At 68.4% G+C, this 18272-nt stretch carries 15 protein-coding genes; 8 read left to right on the top strand and 7 right to left on the bottom strand.

Annotated elements, in window-relative coordinates; translation table 11 throughout:
* Window positions 1–3: 3 nt before the first annotated feature.
* Together ACYQ26_RS07885 and ACYQ26_RS07880 are read left to right on the top strand one after the other, a co-directional pair.
* Window positions 4–885 (top strand): homoserine kinase, encoded by an 882-nt coding sequence (locus tag ACYQ26_RS07885; RefSeq protein WP_459808340.1) that lies wholly within the window; start codon window positions 4–6, stop codon window positions 883–885.
* Between the two features lie 24 nt (window positions 886–909).
* Window positions 910–1263 (top strand): hypothetical protein, encoded by a 354-nt coding sequence (locus tag ACYQ26_RS07880; protein WP_459808339.1) that lies wholly within the window; start codon window positions 910–912, stop codon window positions 1261–1263.
* Window positions 1264–1273: 10 nt separating this feature from the next.
* Here the strand turns inward: ACYQ26_RS07880 and ACYQ26_RS07875 are convergent, their stop codons facing one another.
* From ACYQ26_RS07875 to ACYQ26_RS07855, 5 genes are all read right to left on the bottom strand, one after another.
* On the bottom strand, window positions 1274–2056 hold the full coding sequence (locus ACYQ26_RS07875; protein WP_459808338.1) for a hypothetical protein: 783 nt from the start codon (window positions 2054–2056) through the stop codon (window positions 1274–1276).
* 168 nt (window positions 2057–2224) lie between these two features.
* Window positions 2225–3538 carry a glutamate dehydrogenase GdhB gene (gene gdhB, locus ACYQ26_RS07870; RefSeq protein ID WP_459808337.1) on the bottom strand — a complete coding sequence of 438 codons (1314 nt, stop codon included), beginning with the start codon at window positions 3536–3538 and terminating at the stop codon, window positions 2225–2227.
* A 24-nt stretch (window positions 3539–3562) separates the two neighbouring features.
* Window positions 3563–3706 carry a rubrerythrin-like domain-containing protein gene (locus tag ACYQ26_RS07865; protein WP_459808336.1) on the bottom strand — a complete coding sequence of 48 codons (144 nt, stop codon included), beginning with the start codon at window positions 3704–3706 and terminating at the stop codon, window positions 3563–3565.
* A gap of 221 nt (window positions 3707–3927) precedes the next feature.
* The gene (gene pdxS, locus ACYQ26_RS07860; protein WP_459808335.1) at window positions 3928–4845 is read right to left on the bottom strand and encodes a pyridoxal 5'-phosphate synthase lyase subunit PdxS; all 918 of its coding nucleotides are present in this window, start codon (window positions 4843–4845) and stop codon (window positions 3928–3930) included.
* An 85-nt stretch (window positions 4846–4930) separates the two neighbouring features.
* Window positions 4931–5746 (bottom strand): acetoacetate decarboxylase family protein, encoded by an 816-nt coding sequence (locus tag ACYQ26_RS07855; protein WP_459808334.1) that lies wholly within the window; start codon window positions 5744–5746, stop codon window positions 4931–4933.
* Window positions 5747–5868: 122 nt separating this feature from the next.
* On the opposite strand from ACYQ26_RS07855, the gene ACYQ26_RS07850 reads away from it, so the two are divergent.
* Both ACYQ26_RS07850 and ACYQ26_RS07845 read left to right on the top strand, forming a co-directional pair.
* Entirely contained in the window at window positions 5869–6579 is a 711-nt protein-coding gene (locus ACYQ26_RS07850) for a DUF1405 domain-containing protein (RefSeq protein ID WP_459808333.1), read from the top strand.
* Between the two features lie 124 nt (window positions 6580–6703).
* Entirely contained in the window at window positions 6704–8866 is a 2163-nt protein-coding gene (locus ACYQ26_RS07845) for a sensor histidine kinase (RefSeq protein WP_459808332.1), read from the top strand.
* A 15-nt stretch (window positions 8867–8881) separates the two neighbouring features.
* On the opposite strand, the gene ACYQ26_RS07840 is transcribed toward ACYQ26_RS07845, so the two are convergent.
* Complete coding sequence (locus tag ACYQ26_RS07840) at window positions 8882–11563, bottom strand: valine--tRNA ligase (RefSeq protein ID WP_459808331.1); 2682 nt, start codon at window positions 11561–11563, stop codon at window positions 8882–8884.
* A 310-nt stretch (window positions 11564–11873) separates the two neighbouring features.
* Window positions 11874–12806 (bottom strand): HFX_2341 family transcriptional regulator, encoded by a 933-nt coding sequence (locus ACYQ26_RS07835; protein ID WP_459808329.1) that lies wholly within the window; start codon window positions 12804–12806, stop codon window positions 11874–11876.
* A gap of 97 nt (window positions 12807–12903) precedes the next feature.
* On the opposite strand from ACYQ26_RS07835, the gene rtcA reads away from it, so the two are divergent.
* The 4 genes from rtcA (at window position 12904) to ACYQ26_RS07815 (ending at window position 18266) form a co-directional block, all read left to right on the top strand.
* Window positions 12904–14037 (top strand): RNA 3'-terminal phosphate cyclase, encoded by a 1134-nt coding sequence (rtcA, locus tag ACYQ26_RS07830; RefSeq protein WP_459808328.1) that lies wholly within the window; start codon window positions 12904–12906, stop codon window positions 14035–14037.
* A 122-nt stretch (window positions 14038–14159) separates the two neighbouring features.
* Window positions 14160–15113, top strand: coding sequence for a bifunctional 2-dehydro-3-deoxygluconokinase/2-dehydro-3-deoxygalactonokinase (kdgK1, locus tag ACYQ26_RS07825; RefSeq protein ID WP_459810723.1), 954 nt, complete (start codon window positions 14160–14162; stop codon window positions 15111–15113).
* Window positions 15114–15235: 122 nt separating this feature from the next.
* On the top strand, window positions 15236–16585 hold the full coding sequence (locus ACYQ26_RS07820; RefSeq protein WP_459808327.1) for a hypothetical protein: 1350 nt from the start codon (window positions 15236–15238) through the stop codon (window positions 16583–16585).
* Window positions 16586–16748: 163 nt separating this feature from the next.
* Window positions 16749–18266, top strand: coding sequence for a dihydrolipoyl dehydrogenase family protein (locus ACYQ26_RS07815; protein ID WP_459808326.1), 1518 nt, complete (start codon window positions 16749–16751; stop codon window positions 18264–18266).
* Window positions 18267–18272: the final 6 nt, after the last annotated feature.

The raw sequence follows: 18272 nt of genomic DNA, 5'->3' as shown, positions 1-18272 counted from the left end.
GCCATGCTCACCGTGCGGGCACCAGCGACGAGCGCGAACCTCGGGAGTGGCTTCGACGTCTTCGGCGTCGCTCTCGGTACGCCCGCCGACGTCGTTCGGGTCGAACGCGCGCCGGAAACGACGATCACGGTCACCGGCGCCGGCAGCGAGTACATTCCGGAGGATCCGGCGAAAAACACCGTCGGCGCGGTCGCCGAGGCGCTCGACGCGCCGGCCCGTATCCACATCGATAAGGGGGTCCGTCCCTCCTCGGGCCTGGGCTCCTCGGCGGCGAGCGCGGCCGCCGCGGCCGTCGCGCTCAACGAGCTCTACGATCGCGGCCGCTCCCGCGAGGAGCTCGTCCCCGTCGCCGCGAAGGGCGAGGCGCTCGTCTCCGGCGAGGCCCACGCGGACAACGTCGCCCCCTCGCTGCTGGGCGGCTTTACCATCGCGACCGACGACGGGGTCACGCAGGTCGACGCGCAGATCCCCGTCGTCGCCTGCCTCCCCGAGACGACCGTCTCGACCCGGGACGCCCGCGAGGTCGTCCCCGACGACGCGGCCCTCGAGGACGTCGTCGACACCGTCGGGAACGCCGCCACGCTGACCGTCGGGATGACCCGCGACGACCCCGAACTCGTGGGCCGCGGGATGGAGGACGCGATCGTCACCCCCGAACGGACGGCCCTGATCGACGGCTACGAACAGGTTCGCACCGCCGCCCTCGATGCGGGCGCCACCGGCGTCACCGTCAGCGGGGCCGGCCCGGGCGTGCTGGCGGTCTGTCACCGGCGGGATCAACGGGCGGTCGCGTCGGCGATGCTCGAGGCCTTCGACGCGGTCGGGATCGACAGCCGAGCCTACCAGACCCGTATCGGCGAGGGCGCACGCTTGTACCGGGAGTGACCGAGGGCGCCTCGAGGCGGATCGATGGGTGCCCGAACCGACGCCGCGCTCGCGCTGATCGCCCTGCTTGCGTTCGCCGCGATCGGGCTGTTCGTCGATGCGTCGCTATCGATTTCCTATTTGACCGGCGGTGCCGCCGCGACGATCGCGTTCGAGCTGATCGCCGCTCGTGACCCCGATCGGATCAGGCGATACTGGGACCGGTGGCCCGTCCAACTCGCGTCGCTCGCGCTCGCGGTCGGCGGCGCCGCAGTCGGCGCACACCTCGCGCCGACGGTCGCGGTATCGCTGTGCGTCGGGGCGGTAAGTTCGTACCTCGGTCTGCTCGCGGCGATTCGGTTCGGACTAGTACCGCCGCTGCGGACGTGGTGGGAGTGACGACGGCGGGTTAGCGGCGGGTCGATCGTCCGCTCGGCCAGCGACGCGCGTAAACGCGCGGGAGCGCGTCGACGCTGGTCCCCCGGACGTTCGCCGGCACCGTCGAAACGCGGGTCGAGACGCCGGCAGGAAGCGGGCCGTACGGCACCGTCGATACCGCCGTCGGGTTCTTTGATACCGGCCGCCGACCGGCGTAGCCCGTCCCGCGCTGGTTGGACTCGTAGAGTTCCGCGAGCGCCGTGTGTGCCTCGAGGGCCGCGGTCCGCGCCGGCTCGAGGCCCTCGGTCGCCTGCTGCTGGATCGCGACGTTCCGCGCGTCGGGCGTGATCTCGTCGACGAACGCTTCGAGGTCGGCCATCGCCTGCGACCCGCCGCCGGCGCCCTCGAGCGCCCCGAGGTCGACGACGTCTGCGAGTTCGTCCCTGAGTTGTTGCGTCTCACTGCGGAACGCGAGGAGGTCGACGCTGTTCCACAGTTCGCGCAGGACCACGGCGCGCCGGAGCGTGCTGAGATCCAGCGCGAGGTCAGGGTCGCGCTCCAGGATCGCGGCCGGAATCCCCGCTGGATCGACCAGATCCGCCAGCGCGGCCGTGTCGACGGCCGCCGGGAGCCGCTCGAGGTCGATCGTCCCGAGGACGTCCTCGAGTGCCGTGACGACGTCCAGCAGTTCGGCCGCCGTCGCCGACAGCGTCTCGTCCGACGCACCGTCGGCGTCCCGGAGCAACCGCTCGGTGGTCGGTTCGAGGAGATCGAACAACTGCTCGAGGGGAGACGCCGACGCTGCGCTATTCATAGGGAGGATACGCTTCGCGGGGAGAAAACGACCGCGCCTACCGCTCCCGGGTCCCGCGTCCGCGGTACCGAGCCCGGCGACCGCAGCGTGTCCGCAGTCGCGGCTCTCGACGGACGACGCCGTCGGGCCGGTCGCGAGCGAGAAAGCAATCGGCCAGTAGCGACCGCGTCAGGGCCAGAGCCCGCGGGCCTCGTGGGCGCTGCCGATCCGATCGAGCGCGACGATGTACGTCGCGTCACGCCAGGTCACGCCGCGCTCGTCGACCTCCGTCCGAACCGCGTTCCAGGCCGCTTCCATCTCGGCCTCGAGTTCGTTGTGGACGCGCTCGAGCGACCACGAGCGGCGGTTGATGTCCTGGAGCCACTCGAAGTAGCTCACCGTGACGCCGCCGGCGTTCGCCAGGATGTCGGGGATCACGGGCACGCCGCGCTCGGTCAGGATCGCGTCCGCGGCGCTGGTCGTCGGCCCGTTCGCGCCCTCGACGACGAGCGACGCCCGGACGTCGTCGGCGTTCGCCTCGGTGATCACGTTGCCGACCGCGGCCGGGATCAGCACGTCCACGTCGAGCTGCAGGAGCTCGTCGTTGGTGATGATCCGGTCAGCGCGCTCGTTCGCATACTCGGTGACCGCCTCCGGCTCCTCGTCGTGGGACGGAATCTCCTGGACGGGGATGCCGTCCGGGTCGTAGGCGGCGCCGTTGACGTCGCTGATCGCGACGACCGTCGCGCCCCACTCGTCGAGCAGGCGCGCGGCGTTCGCGCCGACGCTGCCGAACCCCTGGACGGCGACCGTCGTCTCCTCAAGGGGCCGGTCGTAGTAGTCGCAGGCCTCGCGGGTGACGATCGCGACGCTGCGGCCGGGGGCCTCCTCGCGGCCCTCGCTGCCGCCGACGACGGGCGGTTTGCCGGTGACGACGCCGGGGATCGTCTCCCCCTCCTGCATGCTGTAGGCGTCCATCAGCCACGACATCGTCTGCGGGTCCGTCCCCATGTCCGGAGCGGGGATGTCCTTGTTCGGCCCGATCGCGTCGCGAATCTCCTCGGTGAACCGGCGGGTGAGTCGCTCGGTTTCGGCCTCGCTCAGGTCCTTCGGATCGACGACGATGCCGCCCTTCGCGCCGCCGAAGGGGATGTCCATCACCGCGCACTTCCAGGTCATCCACATCGAGAGGCCGATGCACTCCTCGCGCGTGACCTCGGGATGGTAGCGAAGGCCCCCCTTGAACGGCCCGCGCACGCTATCGTGCTGGACTCGATAGCCCGTGTAAACCTCGAGCGAGCCGTCGTCGCGCTCGATCGGCACGTTGACCTCGTGGACGTGCGCCGGGTGTTTCAGCCGTTCGACGACGTTCGGATCGAGTTCGAGGTGCGCCGCGGCGTGCTCGAGTTGCCGAAGCGCCGTTTTCTGCGCCGATTCTTCGTCGACTGGTTCCTCGTCTTCCGTCCCTGCAGGTACGTCTGCCGCTGTTGCGTTCGAAGCCATGTAGATCGATATCGATAGGTACGCTTACTCGAGAGAATTCGCCCGGTTCTGGATCCCCGCCCCGCACTCCGGGCAGTTCCCCGGATGTTTGCTGGCCGTGATGAGCTTCCCACACCGGAGACACTCGTACGTGGAGTCCGTCTTGGAACCCGCTGTTGCGTCGAACATCACCGCCGACTACGATACGGATATTTATAGTATTTATTCTATTATGTGACATAATGTACCTTATATGGATTAAGGTGGCATTGAGAGGCCGTAATTTCGCCGGCACAGCGCGCTCTCACAATCCGTGACGAACGAGAAAAATACGTCTCGAGACGTCGGGACAAAGCGATTCGAAGGCGATTCAGAGAGCGATCGCAGAAGGGAGACGAACGCGTGCCGGCTTAGACGCCGCGGCCCTGCAGTCGCTCCTCCTCGGGGAGGTCGGCGTTCGCGTCGCCTTTCATCCCCTTGCCGAGGTTCTTCGAGATCTCGGCCAGCCGCTCGGGGTCGTCCCAGTTGTTCGTCGCCTCGACGATCGCCTCGGCCATCGCGGGCGGGTTCTCCGCGCCGAAGATGCCGCTGCCGACGAAGATGCCGTCGCAGCCGTGGTGCATCATCAGCGCCGCGTCGGCGGGCGTCGCGATGCCGCCGGCGGCGAAGTTGACGACCGGCAGGCGGCCCATCTCGGCGGTCTCGTGGACCAGTTCGGCGGGCGCCTCGATCTCGCGGGCGAACGCCTCGCGCTCCTCTCGGGTCATCCCCTCGATTTTCCGGATCGCGCCCTTGATGTTGCGCTGGTGGTGGACCGCCTGGTTGACGTCACCGGTGCCGGCCTCGCCCTTCGTGCGGATCATCGCCGCACCCTCGTCGATGCGGCGCAGCGCCTCGCCGAGGTTCCGGGCGCCGCAGACGAACGGCGCGGTGAACTCGCGCTTGTCGATGTGGTAGGCGTCGTCGGCCGGGGTGAGCACCTCGGACTCGTCGATCATGTCCACGCCGACGGCCTCCAGGATCTGGGCCTCCTTCGTGTGGCCGATGCGGGCCTTGCCCATCACCGGGATCGAGACTTCCTCGACGATCTCCTCGACGTCCGCGGGGTCGGCCATCCGAGCGACGCCCCCGCGCTTGCGGATGTCCGCCGGCACCGCTTCCAGCGCCATGACGGCGACCGCGCCGGCGTCCTCGGCGATCCGGGCCTGCTCCTTGTTGACGACGTCCATGATGACGCCGCCCTTCTGCATCCGGGCGAAGCCGCGCTTGACGAGGTCGGTCCCGCGGCGCAGTTCCTCGAGATCGGCGTCAGTGGTGGTATCTGACATACTGCGGCGTTAGGATCGATCACACTTACGCGTGTCCTTTACGGCTATCTGACCGCCCAACTCGGCGGACGGGCTGACGGTCAACTCACTCGATCGGACCACCCGCTTCCAGCCGCGCGCGAACGTCCGCGCCGTACAGGCGGGCGAGCGGACGCTGCCACAGTCCCACCTCGGACGCCAGTTCGGGCGCGACCGACAGGCTCGCGCCGACGGGCGACCCGATCGTAATCTCGCCCCGGATTCGGGCCCGCGCGCGACGGAGGGTTCCGTCCTTCGTAGCGTAGCTCCGAAGCGTCCAGTCGCGCCGTCGACCGCCGATCAGCGGGCGGGGTACCTCGAGTCGAACTGCCAGTTCATCGCCGGTTTCGGTACCGTCGCCGCCACCCCGCCCGCTGACGGCGGCTCGAATCCCGCGCGGCCCGTCGGCGACCGTGAGGGCGATCCGCTCCTTCGGATACCCCCAGATCTCGCGGCCGAGCGCGACCGACGCGTCGGTCGTGACGGGGAGCCAGTGGACGTAGCCGCCGAGTTCGCCCTCGTCCTCGAGGACCTGCGCGAGCGGGACGGACGTGCGGGCGCCGCGGACCGCCGGGACGATGACGGCGAACTCGTCGTAGGGCTCGAGGCCGGCGCCGTCATCGCCGTCGCCGCGGCCGACCTGCCGATACCGAATGCCGACGAGCGCGACGCAGCCGATTCCCGGCGCGATCGTCAGCGGCTCGAGGCCTGCGGGCAGCACCGCCTCGAGCCGCCGGCGGCGGGCGGGGACGACGACCCCGCCCATCGCGAACGAGAGCTCGAGCGGCAGCGAGACCGTCTGGCCGGTCGAGAGGCGGACGCGCGATCGGTCGCGGTCGGAGCGTGGCGGATCGGCGAATACGGATGGCGGATCGGCGGACATAGAGTAGGGAACGGGCCGACGGACGACGCCCAGCCCGATAGTTCGCGGGGGCTCGGTACCGGGTTCGGACGCCGATACCGCTACCGTTTTGCTCCCCCCGTTCGTCGCGCCGGACGAACACAATGGGCACGTCGACCGGGCTGCCGGACCGCGAGTCGCTGCCGACGTATCTCGCACCCGTACCGAAGACGCTCGAGGACCTGGGGCTTCGATTCGCGTGGCTGGTCGTCGCGATCAACCTCGCGGGGACGGCCTTCGGCTTCTGGTACTACTCCGGGCAGTTCGCGACCACGCCGGCCGCGATGTGGCCGTGGGTGCCCGACAGCCCGATGGCGACGCTGCTGATCGCGCTGGCGATCGCCTGCTGGAAGCTGGGCCGCGAGCAGCCGTGGCTCACGGCGCTGGCCTTCTTCGGAAACATCATTCTCGGGCTGTGGACGCCGTACACGCTGCTCGCGTTCGCCGATTCCTACGGCTACCTGCACCCGCTGATGTACCAGTTCCTCTTCTGGAGCCACCTCGCGATGGTCGTCCAGGCGCTGGTCCTCCACCGGATCACCGACTTCCCCGTGTGGGCCGTCGCCGTCGCGCTCGTCTGGTATGGGAGCAACCTGATCGTCGACTACTTCGTGCCGATCGTCGGCGAGCCCCACCACACGCTCATCCCCGTCGCGCGCGAGACGCCGATGTTTCTCGGCGCGGACGCGCTCGGCGTCATCGCGGCCGGCGAGGTGACGTTCACGCTGCTCGCGCTCTTTCTCGCGCTCGCGATCCGCGCCGAGAAGCTCGCGCTCCGCATCGAGAACGGGGCCGCGGCGGCCTCGCGTTCGTAACGCGTCCGACCACGAATCGCACGACGGCGACGACGAACGGAGACGCCGCCGGGGGTCCGTCGGCGTCCGACGCGGGGCCCGGCCGAGCGCCACACGTTTATTGATCTGCGTCTAGGTGGGTCCCATGGGAGTTCCCGGTCCCGCTCCGGACGTGACGCTCGAGGACGTCCGGTGCGCCCTCGCCGAATCAGACAGTCCCGACGCGCCGATCACGGCCGGGGAAGTCGCCGAGCGGCTCGCGTGTCGCACTCGCGCGGTCCGGACCAAGCTGGGCGAACTGACCGAGCGCGGCGAGCTTCGAACGAAGCGGATCGACGGGACGCGCGTCTGGTGGCCCGTGACGCGTACGACGGGGCGGCCGACTGACGGCCGAGGCGAACGGACGCCCCGGGACGGGACGCCGGCCGCCGACCGTGCAGATCGACGACGGCGACGAGACGACGGCGCGCTCGCCGAGCGGATCCTCCAGACCGTGCCGGTCGGGATCGCCGTCGTCGCGGCCGACGGGACGATCGTGCGAACGAACGGACGGCTGTTCGAACGGCTTCCGCGCCCGGACGGGGACCGCGAGGCCGCCGCCGTCGACGCGTGGACGCTCTACGACGCCGCCGGCGAGCCGATCCCGCGCGGCGAGCGACCGTGGGCGCGGGCCGTCGCCGCCGGCGAGCCGGTCGCCGACTACGAGTGTCAGGTCGACGGCGCCGACGGCGAACGGCGGTGGCGGTCGATCACCGCCGCGCCGCTGGCGGGGGACGACGGTGACGACCTCGTCGTCCTCACGATCGACGACATCACCGACCGCAAGGAGCGCGAACGGAAGCTCCGCCGGGAGTACGATCAGACCGAAAAGCTGCTCGAGACGGCGCCGATCGCGATCGCCGTCCAGACCGCCGACCGGGAGACGATCCGCGCGAACCGGCGCGCGCAGGAGGCGTTCGGGCTCACCGAGGCGGAGTTCCGCGAGAACCCCGTCGACACCGGCGGGTGGAAGATCTACGACGAGGATAGAAATCTGCTCGACTCGAGCGAGACGACGTCCGCCCGCGTGCTGGAGACCGGCGAGCCGATCTTCGACGAGGAACTCGTCTTCGAACCGCCGAGCGGCGAGCGGCTCCACTTCCGGGTGAACACGGCGCCGATTTTCGGTCCCGACGGTGAGATCGAGCGGATCGTCACCGCGGCGAAGGACGTGACCGAGCTCAAGGCCCGCGAGCGCCAACTCGAGCAGCGGAAGGCGGAACTCGAGACGGAGTTGAGCGAGATCCTCGGGCGCATCTCGGACGCGTTCTACGCGCTCGACGAAGAGTGGCGGTACACCCACCTCAACGACCAGGCGACCGCGATCATGGACCGCTCGCGGGAGGAACTGCTCGGCCGGCCAGTCTGGGAGACGATTCCAGACGCGGTCGAGCCGTTCTTCCGAGAGCAGTATCAACAGGCGATGGAGACCCAGGAGCCGGTCAGCTTCGAAATCGAAGCCGCGACGTTCGACGCCTGGCTGGAGTTTGCCGTCTATCCATCCGAGTCAGGCCTGTCGGTCTACTTCCGCGATATCACCGAGCGCAAGCAGTACGAGCAAAAACTCGAGGCCTCGAACGAACGGTTAGAGCAGTTCGCCTACGCCGCCTCCCACGACTTACAGGAGCCCCTGCGAATGGTGACGAGCTACCTGCAACTGCTCGAGCGCCGGTACGCGGACGACCTCGACGAGGACGCCGCGGAGTTCATCGACTACGCGGTCGACGGCGCCGAGCGTATGCGCGAGATGATCGACGGCCTCCTCGAGTACTCGCGGGTCGAAACGCAGGGCGACCCCTTCGAACCGGTTGACCTGAACGACGTGCTCGCGGACGTCTGCGAAGACCTCGAGGTTCGGATCGACGAAAGCGACGCCGATATCATCGTCGAGGACCTGCCGCGCGTTGACGGCGACGCCAGTCAGTTGCGGCAGGTGTTCCAGAACCTGCTCACCAACGCCGTCCAGTACAGCGGGGACGACCCGCCGCAGGTGGTGGTCAGCGCCGAGCGATCAGGAGACATGTGGGAGGTGTCGGTCTGCGACGAGGGGATCGGCATCGACCCCGCCGATCAGGATCGTATCTTCGAAGTCTTTCAGCGGCTCCACAGCCGCGAGGAACACCCCGGGACCGGAATCGGACTCGCGCTCTGTCGGCGCATCGTCGAACGCCACGGTGGCGAGATTCGGGTCGACTCGGAACCCAGCGAGGGAACAACGTTCTCGTTTACGCTTCCGGCGGCCGAGACGGCCGACGACGCGGGAAAATAACTAGACGACTGCGAGTCAGTCCTCGAGGATGACGACCGCCGACTCGGTCTCGATCATCTCGCCTGCACCGGAGTAGGTACGCTCGTACTCAACCTCGAAGAGGTCGGCCTCGAGTTCCTCGCCGGCAACGCGAAGCACGCCCGCTTCGTCATCGATCTCGTAGTCGCCGCTCTCGATCCCCGAATCGATCTCACCGACCTTCGAGCCGAACTTCGGCCCGAGCGTCGAGTAGTCGAGGTCGATCGAGGCGACCTCGGTCGTCACTTCGGGCTCGTCCTCGAGCACCGTCAGCTCCTGGACGTGCATCACGTTCTGGATCGCGTCCTCGAAGCCCTCGATCGGCCCGTACACGGACACGGACTCGAGGTCGGCGTTCAGCGGCAGCTGGTTCTCGCTTTTGTACCGACGGAGCGCGGAGATGACCTCCATCGCGGTCTCGCCGGCCTCGAGGTCGGCATCGTACCCCTGCGGCTCGGGCCAATCGCGGACGTGGATGCTGTTGGCCTCGAGGTTCGCGGGGTCGTCGCTGTAGACGGCCTGCCAGATCTCCTCGGTCGCGTGGGGGAGGAACGGTGCCCACAGTTCGAGGAAGGTTCGGTGGGCCGTCCGCAGCGCGTACTGCGTCGAGGGGTTGTCCTCGCGGCCCTTGGCGATCTCGAGGTAGTCGTCGCAGAAGGTGTTCCAGAAGAACGTGCGCAGGCGGTCGCGTGCCTTCGCGAACTCGTACTCATCGAGCTGGGCGGTGAGTTCCTCGATGGCGTCGTCGAGTTCGGCGAGCAGCCAGCGGTCGATCGGCTCAAGCTCTTCGGGTTCGTCGGGATCACGCGGCGCGAGCGTGTCGGTGAGCTTCGAGGCGTTCCAGAGCTTGCGCAGGAGCTTCTCGCCGGCGCGCAGATCCTTCTCTTGGTACGGGAAGTCGTCGCCGACCGCGGCGCTTGCGGCCCAGAAGCGGACGGCGTCGACGGGGTAGTCCGCGAGTACATCGTCGGGGTCGACGACGTTGCCCTTCGACTTGGACATCTTCTCGCGGTTCTCGTCTAAGACGTGGCCGTTGATCATCGTCGCGTCGAAGGGCACCTCGCCGGTGTGCTCGTAGCACTTGACGACGGTGTGGAACAGCCAGAACGAGATGATGTCGTGGCCCTGCGGGCGCAGATCGAACGGGTACAGTTCCGGCTTCTCCATCGTGAACTCCTCGTTCTCTTCGTCCCAGTCCCAGCCAGCGTTGATGAGGGGAGTCAGCGAGGAGGTCGCCCACGTGTCGAAGACGTCGTCCTCGGCGACGAACTCGTCGTGGCCACATTCCGGACAGGCATCGACCGGCGGCTCGTCCGAGAGCGGATCGACCGGCAGATCCTCGCGTGCGGCCATGATCTCGTGGTCGCAGTCCGCGCAGTACCAGACCGGGAACGGAATCCCCGAGTCGCGCTGGCGGGAGATCAGCCAGTCCCACTCGAGGCCCTCGATCCAGTGTTTGTACCGGGTGAACATCTTCTCGGGGTACCAGTCCATCTCCCGGCCGGCCTCGAGGTACTCCTCCTTGTGGTCGAGGAGTTCGACGTACCACTGCTTGGAGACGCGGAACTCGACGGGCGTCTCGCAGCGCTCGTGGACCTGGACGGTGTGGGAGATTTCCCAGCGGTCCCGCAGGTAGCCTTCCTCGTCGAGGTCCTCGACGATGGCCTCGCGGGCTTCTTCGGTGGACATGCCCTCGTAGTCGCCGGCGAGGTCAGTCATCGTCGCGGACTCGTCGATGGCGACCCGCAGCGGCAGGTCGTGGGCCTGGTACCACTCGATGTCCTTCTGGTCGCCGAAGGTACAGCACATGACGATCCCGCTGCCCTTCTCCATGTCCACGCGCTCGTCGGCGATGATCGGCACCTCGTGGCCGAAGATCGGGATGCGGGCGGTCTCGCCGACCAGATCTTGATTCTCGTCGTCGTCGGGGTGGACGAAGACGGAGACGCAGGCGGGGATGAGTTCGGGTCGGGTCGTGGAGATGACGAACTCGTCGCGGTCCGTCCCGTCGCTGACGACCTCGAATGCGATGTCGTTGAAGTGCGAGCCCCGTTCGTCGTCCTCCATCTCGACTTGCGAGATGGCCGTCTCGCAGTCGGGACACCAGATCGCGGGCGCCTTCTTGCGGTACTCCCGTCCCTTCTCGTAGAGGTCGAGGAAGGACAGCTGGGAGATGCGCTGGACGCGCGGTTCGATCGTCTTGTAGGTGCTCGTCCAGTCGATCGAGGTGCCCAGCGACTGCATCTGCTCGGTGAACTCGGCCTCGTACTCCTGACAGACCTCGCGACAGAGCTGCTGGAACTCCCGGCGCTCGTAGTCCTGGTGGCGGATGTCCAGTTCGCGCTCCGTCAGCCGCTCGCTGGCGATCCCGTTGTCGTCGTAGCCGAACGGGAAGAGGACGTCGCCGTCGTGCATCCGCTGGAATCGCGCGGCGAAGTCCTGTAGCGTCGAGCCGTAGAGGTGACCCATGTGCAGGCTCCCCGAGACCGTCGGCGGCGGCGTGTCGATCGCGTAGAGGGTGTTGGGGTCCCGTTCGGGGTCGCTCTCGTAGGCGTAGACCTCCTCGTCGACCCAGCGCTGCTGCCAGCGAGTCTCGACCGCTTCGGGGTCGTACTCGCCCTCGAGGCTCGGTCCGTCGTCGCTCGCGTCTGCGTCTTCCTGCTGCGGATCCATACTCATGCTCTCACCGCCCGAATCGGGCGTCGATGCGTCGTCATGATCGCGGCGTCGGATTGACTACTGTCCATGGTGATACCGGTCGTTGCTCGGTGAATTCTGGTCCGCCACAATACATCCGTCGAAACGGGGTTGGTATGCGGGGCTACGGGGCCCCTACGAAAACGGCGTCGCGCGGGCCGTCGAACGGATCGGCCGGAACCGCGACTGGCGCGGACATACACGAGTATACTCGAGCCGGCCCTGTTAGCTGTTTCGCGTTCGCTCGAAGCCGTGAGCCGTGCGCGAGTCGTCTCCACTCCGGCCGCACCGATCACTCCTCGCTCTCGAGCGCGGCTTCCGAATCGGAGTGAGCGCGCACCCACAGTTCGCCGATCCGGGAGAGCCGGGTCCGGTAGGATTTCCCGTGTTCCTCGCGCTCGATGTAGCCCTTTCCGCCCGGCCCGAGGCGGTCGACGTTGTAGATCACCTTCGAGCGGAAGCTGTCGGTGTACTCCTCGTTGAGTTCGCGGGCGAGCGATTCGGCCAGTTCGGAGACGGAATCGAACTCGCCGTCCTCACCCAGCTTGTAGAGGATGAGCTCCTCGAAGGGTTTGACGTTCGAGAAGGACGCGACCGGCAGTTCGACGATGTGGCTGCCGTCGATCTCCTTCGCGCCGATCGTCGTCCCGCGCTCGTCGAACTCCGAGAGGAGGTCGCGGGCGCTCTCGAGCCGATCCCCGATGCGCTCGTCCGCGACCTCGCTGCCCCCCGCTTGCTCACGTTCGGCCTCGAGGTCCTCGAGCAGGTCGATCTGCTCGCGCAGTTCCTCGGCCAGTTCGGTCTCGAGGTACTTCTCGGGGGCGGTGTAGTAGGTGTGGATCTGCTCGCGGTCGTCCTCGCGCTCGACCATCAGCGAGTTGGCGGCGGTCGCGAACGCGAAGCTGACGGTGCGAGGCATCGCGGCGATGTTGACCCAGACCTCGTTGCCCCGATCCAGTTCGGCGGTGATGAGGTCGTAGGCCTGCTCGAAGGCCTCGTCGTAGTCGTAGACGTCCTCCAGAACGAACCGCTCGGTGCTCGCGCCCAGCAGGTTCTGGAAGTCCGTCTCGAGTTTCTCCGAGAGCCGCCGGGAGTACTCCACGTTGGCTTCGCTGCCGACGGCCCCCTCGAGCAGGATGACGCGCTCGACGTCGATCTGATCGCGCACCAGCGGCGCGATCAGCCGGTCGTAGTCGAAGCCGACCGGGACGATGTGGGTTTGCATACGCCCGGATTGGGCCGTCCGACTCCTAACAGTATTGATCGAGCGAGCGCGGCGGCGACGAACAACGGCTACGGGACTCGAGCCCCAAGCCCCTCGCATGACGGCCACCGACGTCGACCGCGAACTCGACGGCTCGAGCGCGGGCGGGCAGTTCCTCCGCACGGCGCTCGGCCTCGCAGTCCTGAAAAACGAGGCCATCCGCCTCGAGCACGTCCGCGGCGATCGATCGACGCCTGGCCTCCGCCACCAGCATCTGGCGGTGCTCGAGACGATGGCCGAGATTTGCGACGCCGACGTTTCGGGCGCGGAAGTGGGCGCGGAGACGGTCGAGTTCGATCCGGGGCTCTCGACGGGAGCCGACTCGCGTTCGAACGCCCGGCGACACCCGCAGCTCGAGGGCGGCGAGTACGCCGTCGACATCGGCACCGCCGGCAGCGTCACGCTGCTGTTCGACGCCCTGCTGCCGCTCGCGACGATCCTCGAGTCGCCGCTGCGGGTGACCGCCACCGGCGGAACCGACGTGAAGTGGTCGCCGCCGCTGGACTACTTCCGGCGCGTCAAGCTCCCACTGTTGCGCCGATACGGGCTCACCGCGGCCTGCGAGGTCGACCGCCGCGGGTTCTATCCCGACGGCGGCGGGCGCGCGACCTTGCACCTCGGCCCCTCCGAACTCGAGCCGATCGAACTCGCCGAGCGCGGGCCGCTCGAGGCCCTGCGGATCTATTCGACGGAGTCCGAGTCGCTGGCCGACAGGGACGTGGCGTTCCGGCAGGTCGAGGGAGCGCTCGAGCGGCTCGCAGTCGATGAGATCGAGCCCGCGGAGCGGTGCGAAACCACCGCGGCGAGCTCCAGCCCCGGCTCGGCGCTCGTCGTTCGGCTCGACCACGGCACCGGCATCGCGGGTTTTGCCGCGCTGGGCGAGCGCGGCAAACCAGCCGAGCGCGTCGGCGAGGACGCGGCGGACGCCGCGAACCGCTTTCTCGAGCGCGATGACGCGGCGCCGGTGGATCGCCACATGGCCGACCAGTTGCTCGTCTTCCTCGCTATCGCGGGCGGACGCGTCCGCGTGCCTGAAGTAACCGATCACGTCGCGGCGAGTCGCGAGTTGCTCGAGGACTTCGGGGCGTCGATCGATCTCGACGAGGACGACGGCGGCGACGGCGGGACGACCGACGCCCGCCCCGCGACGGTGACCGCCGTCCCCTCCATCGACCCGCCCGCGAGCCGCTAACCGTCCCCGCAAGACGTCGCGGCGGCGCAACCTCGAGTGACAACGACACGACTTATACCGGCCCCGTCCGTTGACCGACCTATGACGCCGATCGATCCGCACGCCCGATGGAGGGATGTACCGTGAGCGATCTCGTCTCGTTCGGGGAGACCATGCTGCGGCTCTCCCCGCCCGACAGCGAGCGCCTCGAGGACGCGGACGAGTTCGAGGTCCACGTCGGCGGCGCCGAGAGCAACGTCGCGATCGCCGCCCAGCGGCTCGGCACGTCGGCGACGTGGCTCTCGAAGCTCCCCGAGAACCCGCTGGGTCGGCAGGTCGTCGGCAAGCTCCGCCAGTACGGCATCGAGACCGACGTCGCCTGGAGCCCGCAGGGACGAGTGGGGACCTACTACATGGAACAGGCCGGCGAACCCCGCGGGACGAACGTCATCTACGACCGGCAAAACGCCGCAGTCACGACCGCGAAGACCCGCGAGTTCGACCTCGACGCGATCAAGAACGCCACGGTCTTCTTCACGACCGGCATCACGCCCGCGCTCTCGCCGACGCTGCGCGAGACGACGACGAACCTGCTGAAAGCGGCCAAGGAGGGCGGGACGACGACCGCCTTCGACTTCAACTACCGCGCCAAGCTCTGGTCGCCCGCGGAGGCCGAGGAGGTGCTGACGCAGCTGTTCCCCGGGATCGACGTGCTCGTCATCGCCGCCCGCGACGCGCAGAACGTCCTCGGCCTCGAGGGCGATCCGCGACAGATCGCCCACCAGCTCGGCTCGCAGTACGACTTCGAGACGGTCATCGTCACCCGCGGCGCCGATGGGGCGATCGGCTGGCACGACAACGTCGTCCACGAGCAGGACGCCTACGAGACCGACACCGTCTCGCCGATCGGCACCGGCGACGCCTTCACCGGGACCTTCATCGCCCGCCGACTCGAGGGCGACGACGTGCCGACGGCCTTGGACTACGCCGCGGCGGCAGCCGCGCTCAAGCGGACGATTCCGGGCGACGTCGCGCTCGTCACCGAGGAAGAGGTCGAGACGGTCGTCAAAGAGGGTGCGAAGGCGATTTCGCGGTAGCGGGTCGGTGCTCTCGTGTGAGCTGAATTATTAGATCGGCCCGCCGTATACGGGGGCGCACCCGTCATTTGGACGGATTTGCCACAAGTCGCTTTACGTCCCTCTCGCATTCTCCGGACGCAATGAACGCGAACCGTGGAGCCACAGTGCTCGTTGCACTGCTCGTGGCCGCGAGTACGATCGGACTGGCCGCGGGCGTCGGTGCAGCGGGCGCAGCGACGACCGACAGCGGAACGGAATCGAGTACGACCGCCGAGGGTAAGGCCTACGCGGGGACCCACGTCGACTTCGCGGTCGACGGCGACGCCATCGCCAACTACACGATCGACGGCGAGGAGGCGTTCTCCTCGGTGGCGGTCCAGTCCCAGAGCGATGCCGACGCGACCGCCGGCCTCGGCGCCGACGTCTCCCTCGAGGCGATGACGGACCTGCGCGGTGCGGGGCTGTCGCTGGCCGCAAAGACGGAGACGAACGCCCGGGTGCAGGCCGATAGCGGCGCGACGCTGTCGGCCCACGACAACCGGCGCGGCTCGCTGGTCGTCCGCAGCGGCGGCGAGAGCCAGTACGTCCAGGCCGAGCTCGGCGCCGACGCCAAGGCCGAACAGGACGGCGACAAGGTCCGCGTCGAAACCGGTAGCCGCGAGGGCGTCTTCCTCGTCGTCGGCGACGGCAACGTGACCGTCAACGAGGAGGGCGACGTCACCGCCGAACTCGCGAGCGACGCAGCGCTGACCTTCCGTTCCTACGAGGACGGCGAGCGCGACGAGAGCGCCGAGTACGAGGAGTCGCTGATCGCCGACGGTAAGGCCGCCGCCGAGGTCCACGTCGAGGACCGCGACGGCGAGACCGCGACGAGCGCGGTCGCCTACGGCGAGCAGATCAGTGCCAACGTCACGCAGGCCGCGGAGAGCGAGGTCCAGATGACCGTCGAACGCGCTCACAGCCAGGGGACGGTCGTCATCACGACCGTCTCCGAGGAGGCCGTCGGGAGCCTCGAGGACATCAACGTGACCGTCGACGGCGAGGCGGCCGTCGAGGCCGACTCGAAGAGCGAACTCGAGGCGGCGACGCAGAACGCCGACAGTTCGAAGTACATGGTCGCCCAGCAGGCTGAGGCGAACGGCGAGGCGACGGTCTACATCGCGTTCAACCACTTCTCCGAGCGGACGGCGACGATCGACGGCTCGGGCTCGGACGACGGTGGGTCGAACACGACCGACGACGGAACCGACTCGAGTACTGACGACTCGACCGACGACGGGTCGAACACGAGCAACGAGACCGACGGAGAGACCGATTCGGACGACGGGACCACGGACGACGGAACCGACTCGAGCGACGGCGAGACGACCGACAGCGAAAGCGGCAGCGACGGCGGTGAGAGCGGCGGCGACAGCCTCCCCGGCTTCGGCGTCGGCGTCGCGACGGTCGCGCTGTCGATCGCCGGACTGCTCGCACGGCTGCAGGACTGATCGCCAGCCCTCGAGCGAGGGCTGAGCCCGAGCGCCGAATCCGAGTTCGAATCGCATTCGACGGTTCTCCTTCTTTCGGCGATTTCGCCAGTCCGCCCTGCCCCGTTCTCGAGCACTGGAACGGCGGACGAACGCATTTTTGCGTCGACAGCATAGCGAGCCTATGGTCCACGTAGCCATCGTCGGCGCCTACGGGAGCGCCGGCGTCGCCGCCGCCGACGAACTCCTCGATCGGGCCGCCGAACTCGAGGGGACGGACGGGGACGGGGACGAGCGCGCGGACGGAACCGACGCGGCCGACGGCCTCGAACTCACGCTGATCGACGACGGCGACCCCGGCGGCGGCCTCTGCATTCTGCGGGGCTGTATGCCCTCGAAGGACGTCCTCTCGGCCGGCCAGCACCGCTACCAGGCGCGCCACGACGACCGCCTCGAGGACGCGCCCGCGGTCGATCCCGAAGCCGTCGTCGCGCGGAAGGACGAACACGTCTCGACGTTCGCCGCACACCGCCGGAACCACGTCCACGACCTGGCCGAGCGCGAGGGCGTCGAGTTCGTCCACGACACCGCGCGGTTCGTCGACGACCGCGTGCTCGAACTCGAGGGGAGCGGCCGGCGGCTCGAGCCCGACTACGTCGTCGTCGCGACGGGGTCGGTGGTCAACGTCCCCGACCTGCCGGGGATCGAGGACGTGTCGTTCCAGACCAGCGCGGACGTCCTCGACGCGACCGCGTTCCCCGACTCGGGGATCGTGATGGGCCACGGCTACGTCAGCCTCGAGTTCGGCCCCTACCTGCGCGAGGTCGGCGGCGTCGACCTGACGGTGATCGAGCACGACCGGCGGCCCCTCGAGGACATGGACGACGCCTACGGCGACGCGCTGCTCGACCTCTACCGCGACCACTTCGGGATCGAGGTGCTGACCGAGACAGACGAGAAACGCGTCGAACCGACCGAGGACGGTGGCGTCCGGATGGTCGTCGAACGGAAGGACGGGACGGAGCGAGCGATCGAGGCTGACGAACTCTACTGTTTCACCGGTCGGCGCCCCAACCTCGAGGGGCTGGGGCTCGAGAACACACGCCTCGAGCCGGGCGAGGGATGGGTCGGGTCGACGATGCAGACCGCGAGCGACGAGCGTGTCTTCGTCGTCGGCGACGCCAACGGCCGTGAACCGATTTTGCACGTCGCCAAGGAACAGGGCTTTGCGGCCGGCGAGAACATCGTCCACCACGCTCGCGGCGAGGAATGCGAGCCGTACGCCAACGTCCCACATCACGTGATCTTCTCGGGGCTGGGGGTCTACCCGTTCGTCCGCATCGGCCACACGCCGGCGACGGCCGCCGAGTCGGGGATGGACGCGTTCGTCGTCACCCGCGAGGCGTCCTCGGACGGCGTCTTCAAGAGCAAAGGCCACCCCGAGGGGCGCGCGACGCTGGTCGTCAGCGCCGAGACCGGCGCCGTGCTGGGCTACCAGGGACTGCACCTCCACGCCGACGTGATGGCCAAGACGATGCAGGTCGCCGTCGAGATGGGGCTGGACGTCCGCGACCTGCCCAAGCGGGCGTACCACCCGACGACGCCCGAGATTCTGGACGGCCTCTTTCGGGAGGCCTGTTCCGAACTTGAGGATCGCCAGCAGTGCGTCGGCGACACCGACGGCCGCGACCCGTCGCTGTAGCGGCGG

Source organism: Halopiger thermotolerans, from assembly GCF_054654555.1.
This window is presented reverse-complemented; position numbering and strand designations above follow the sequence as displayed.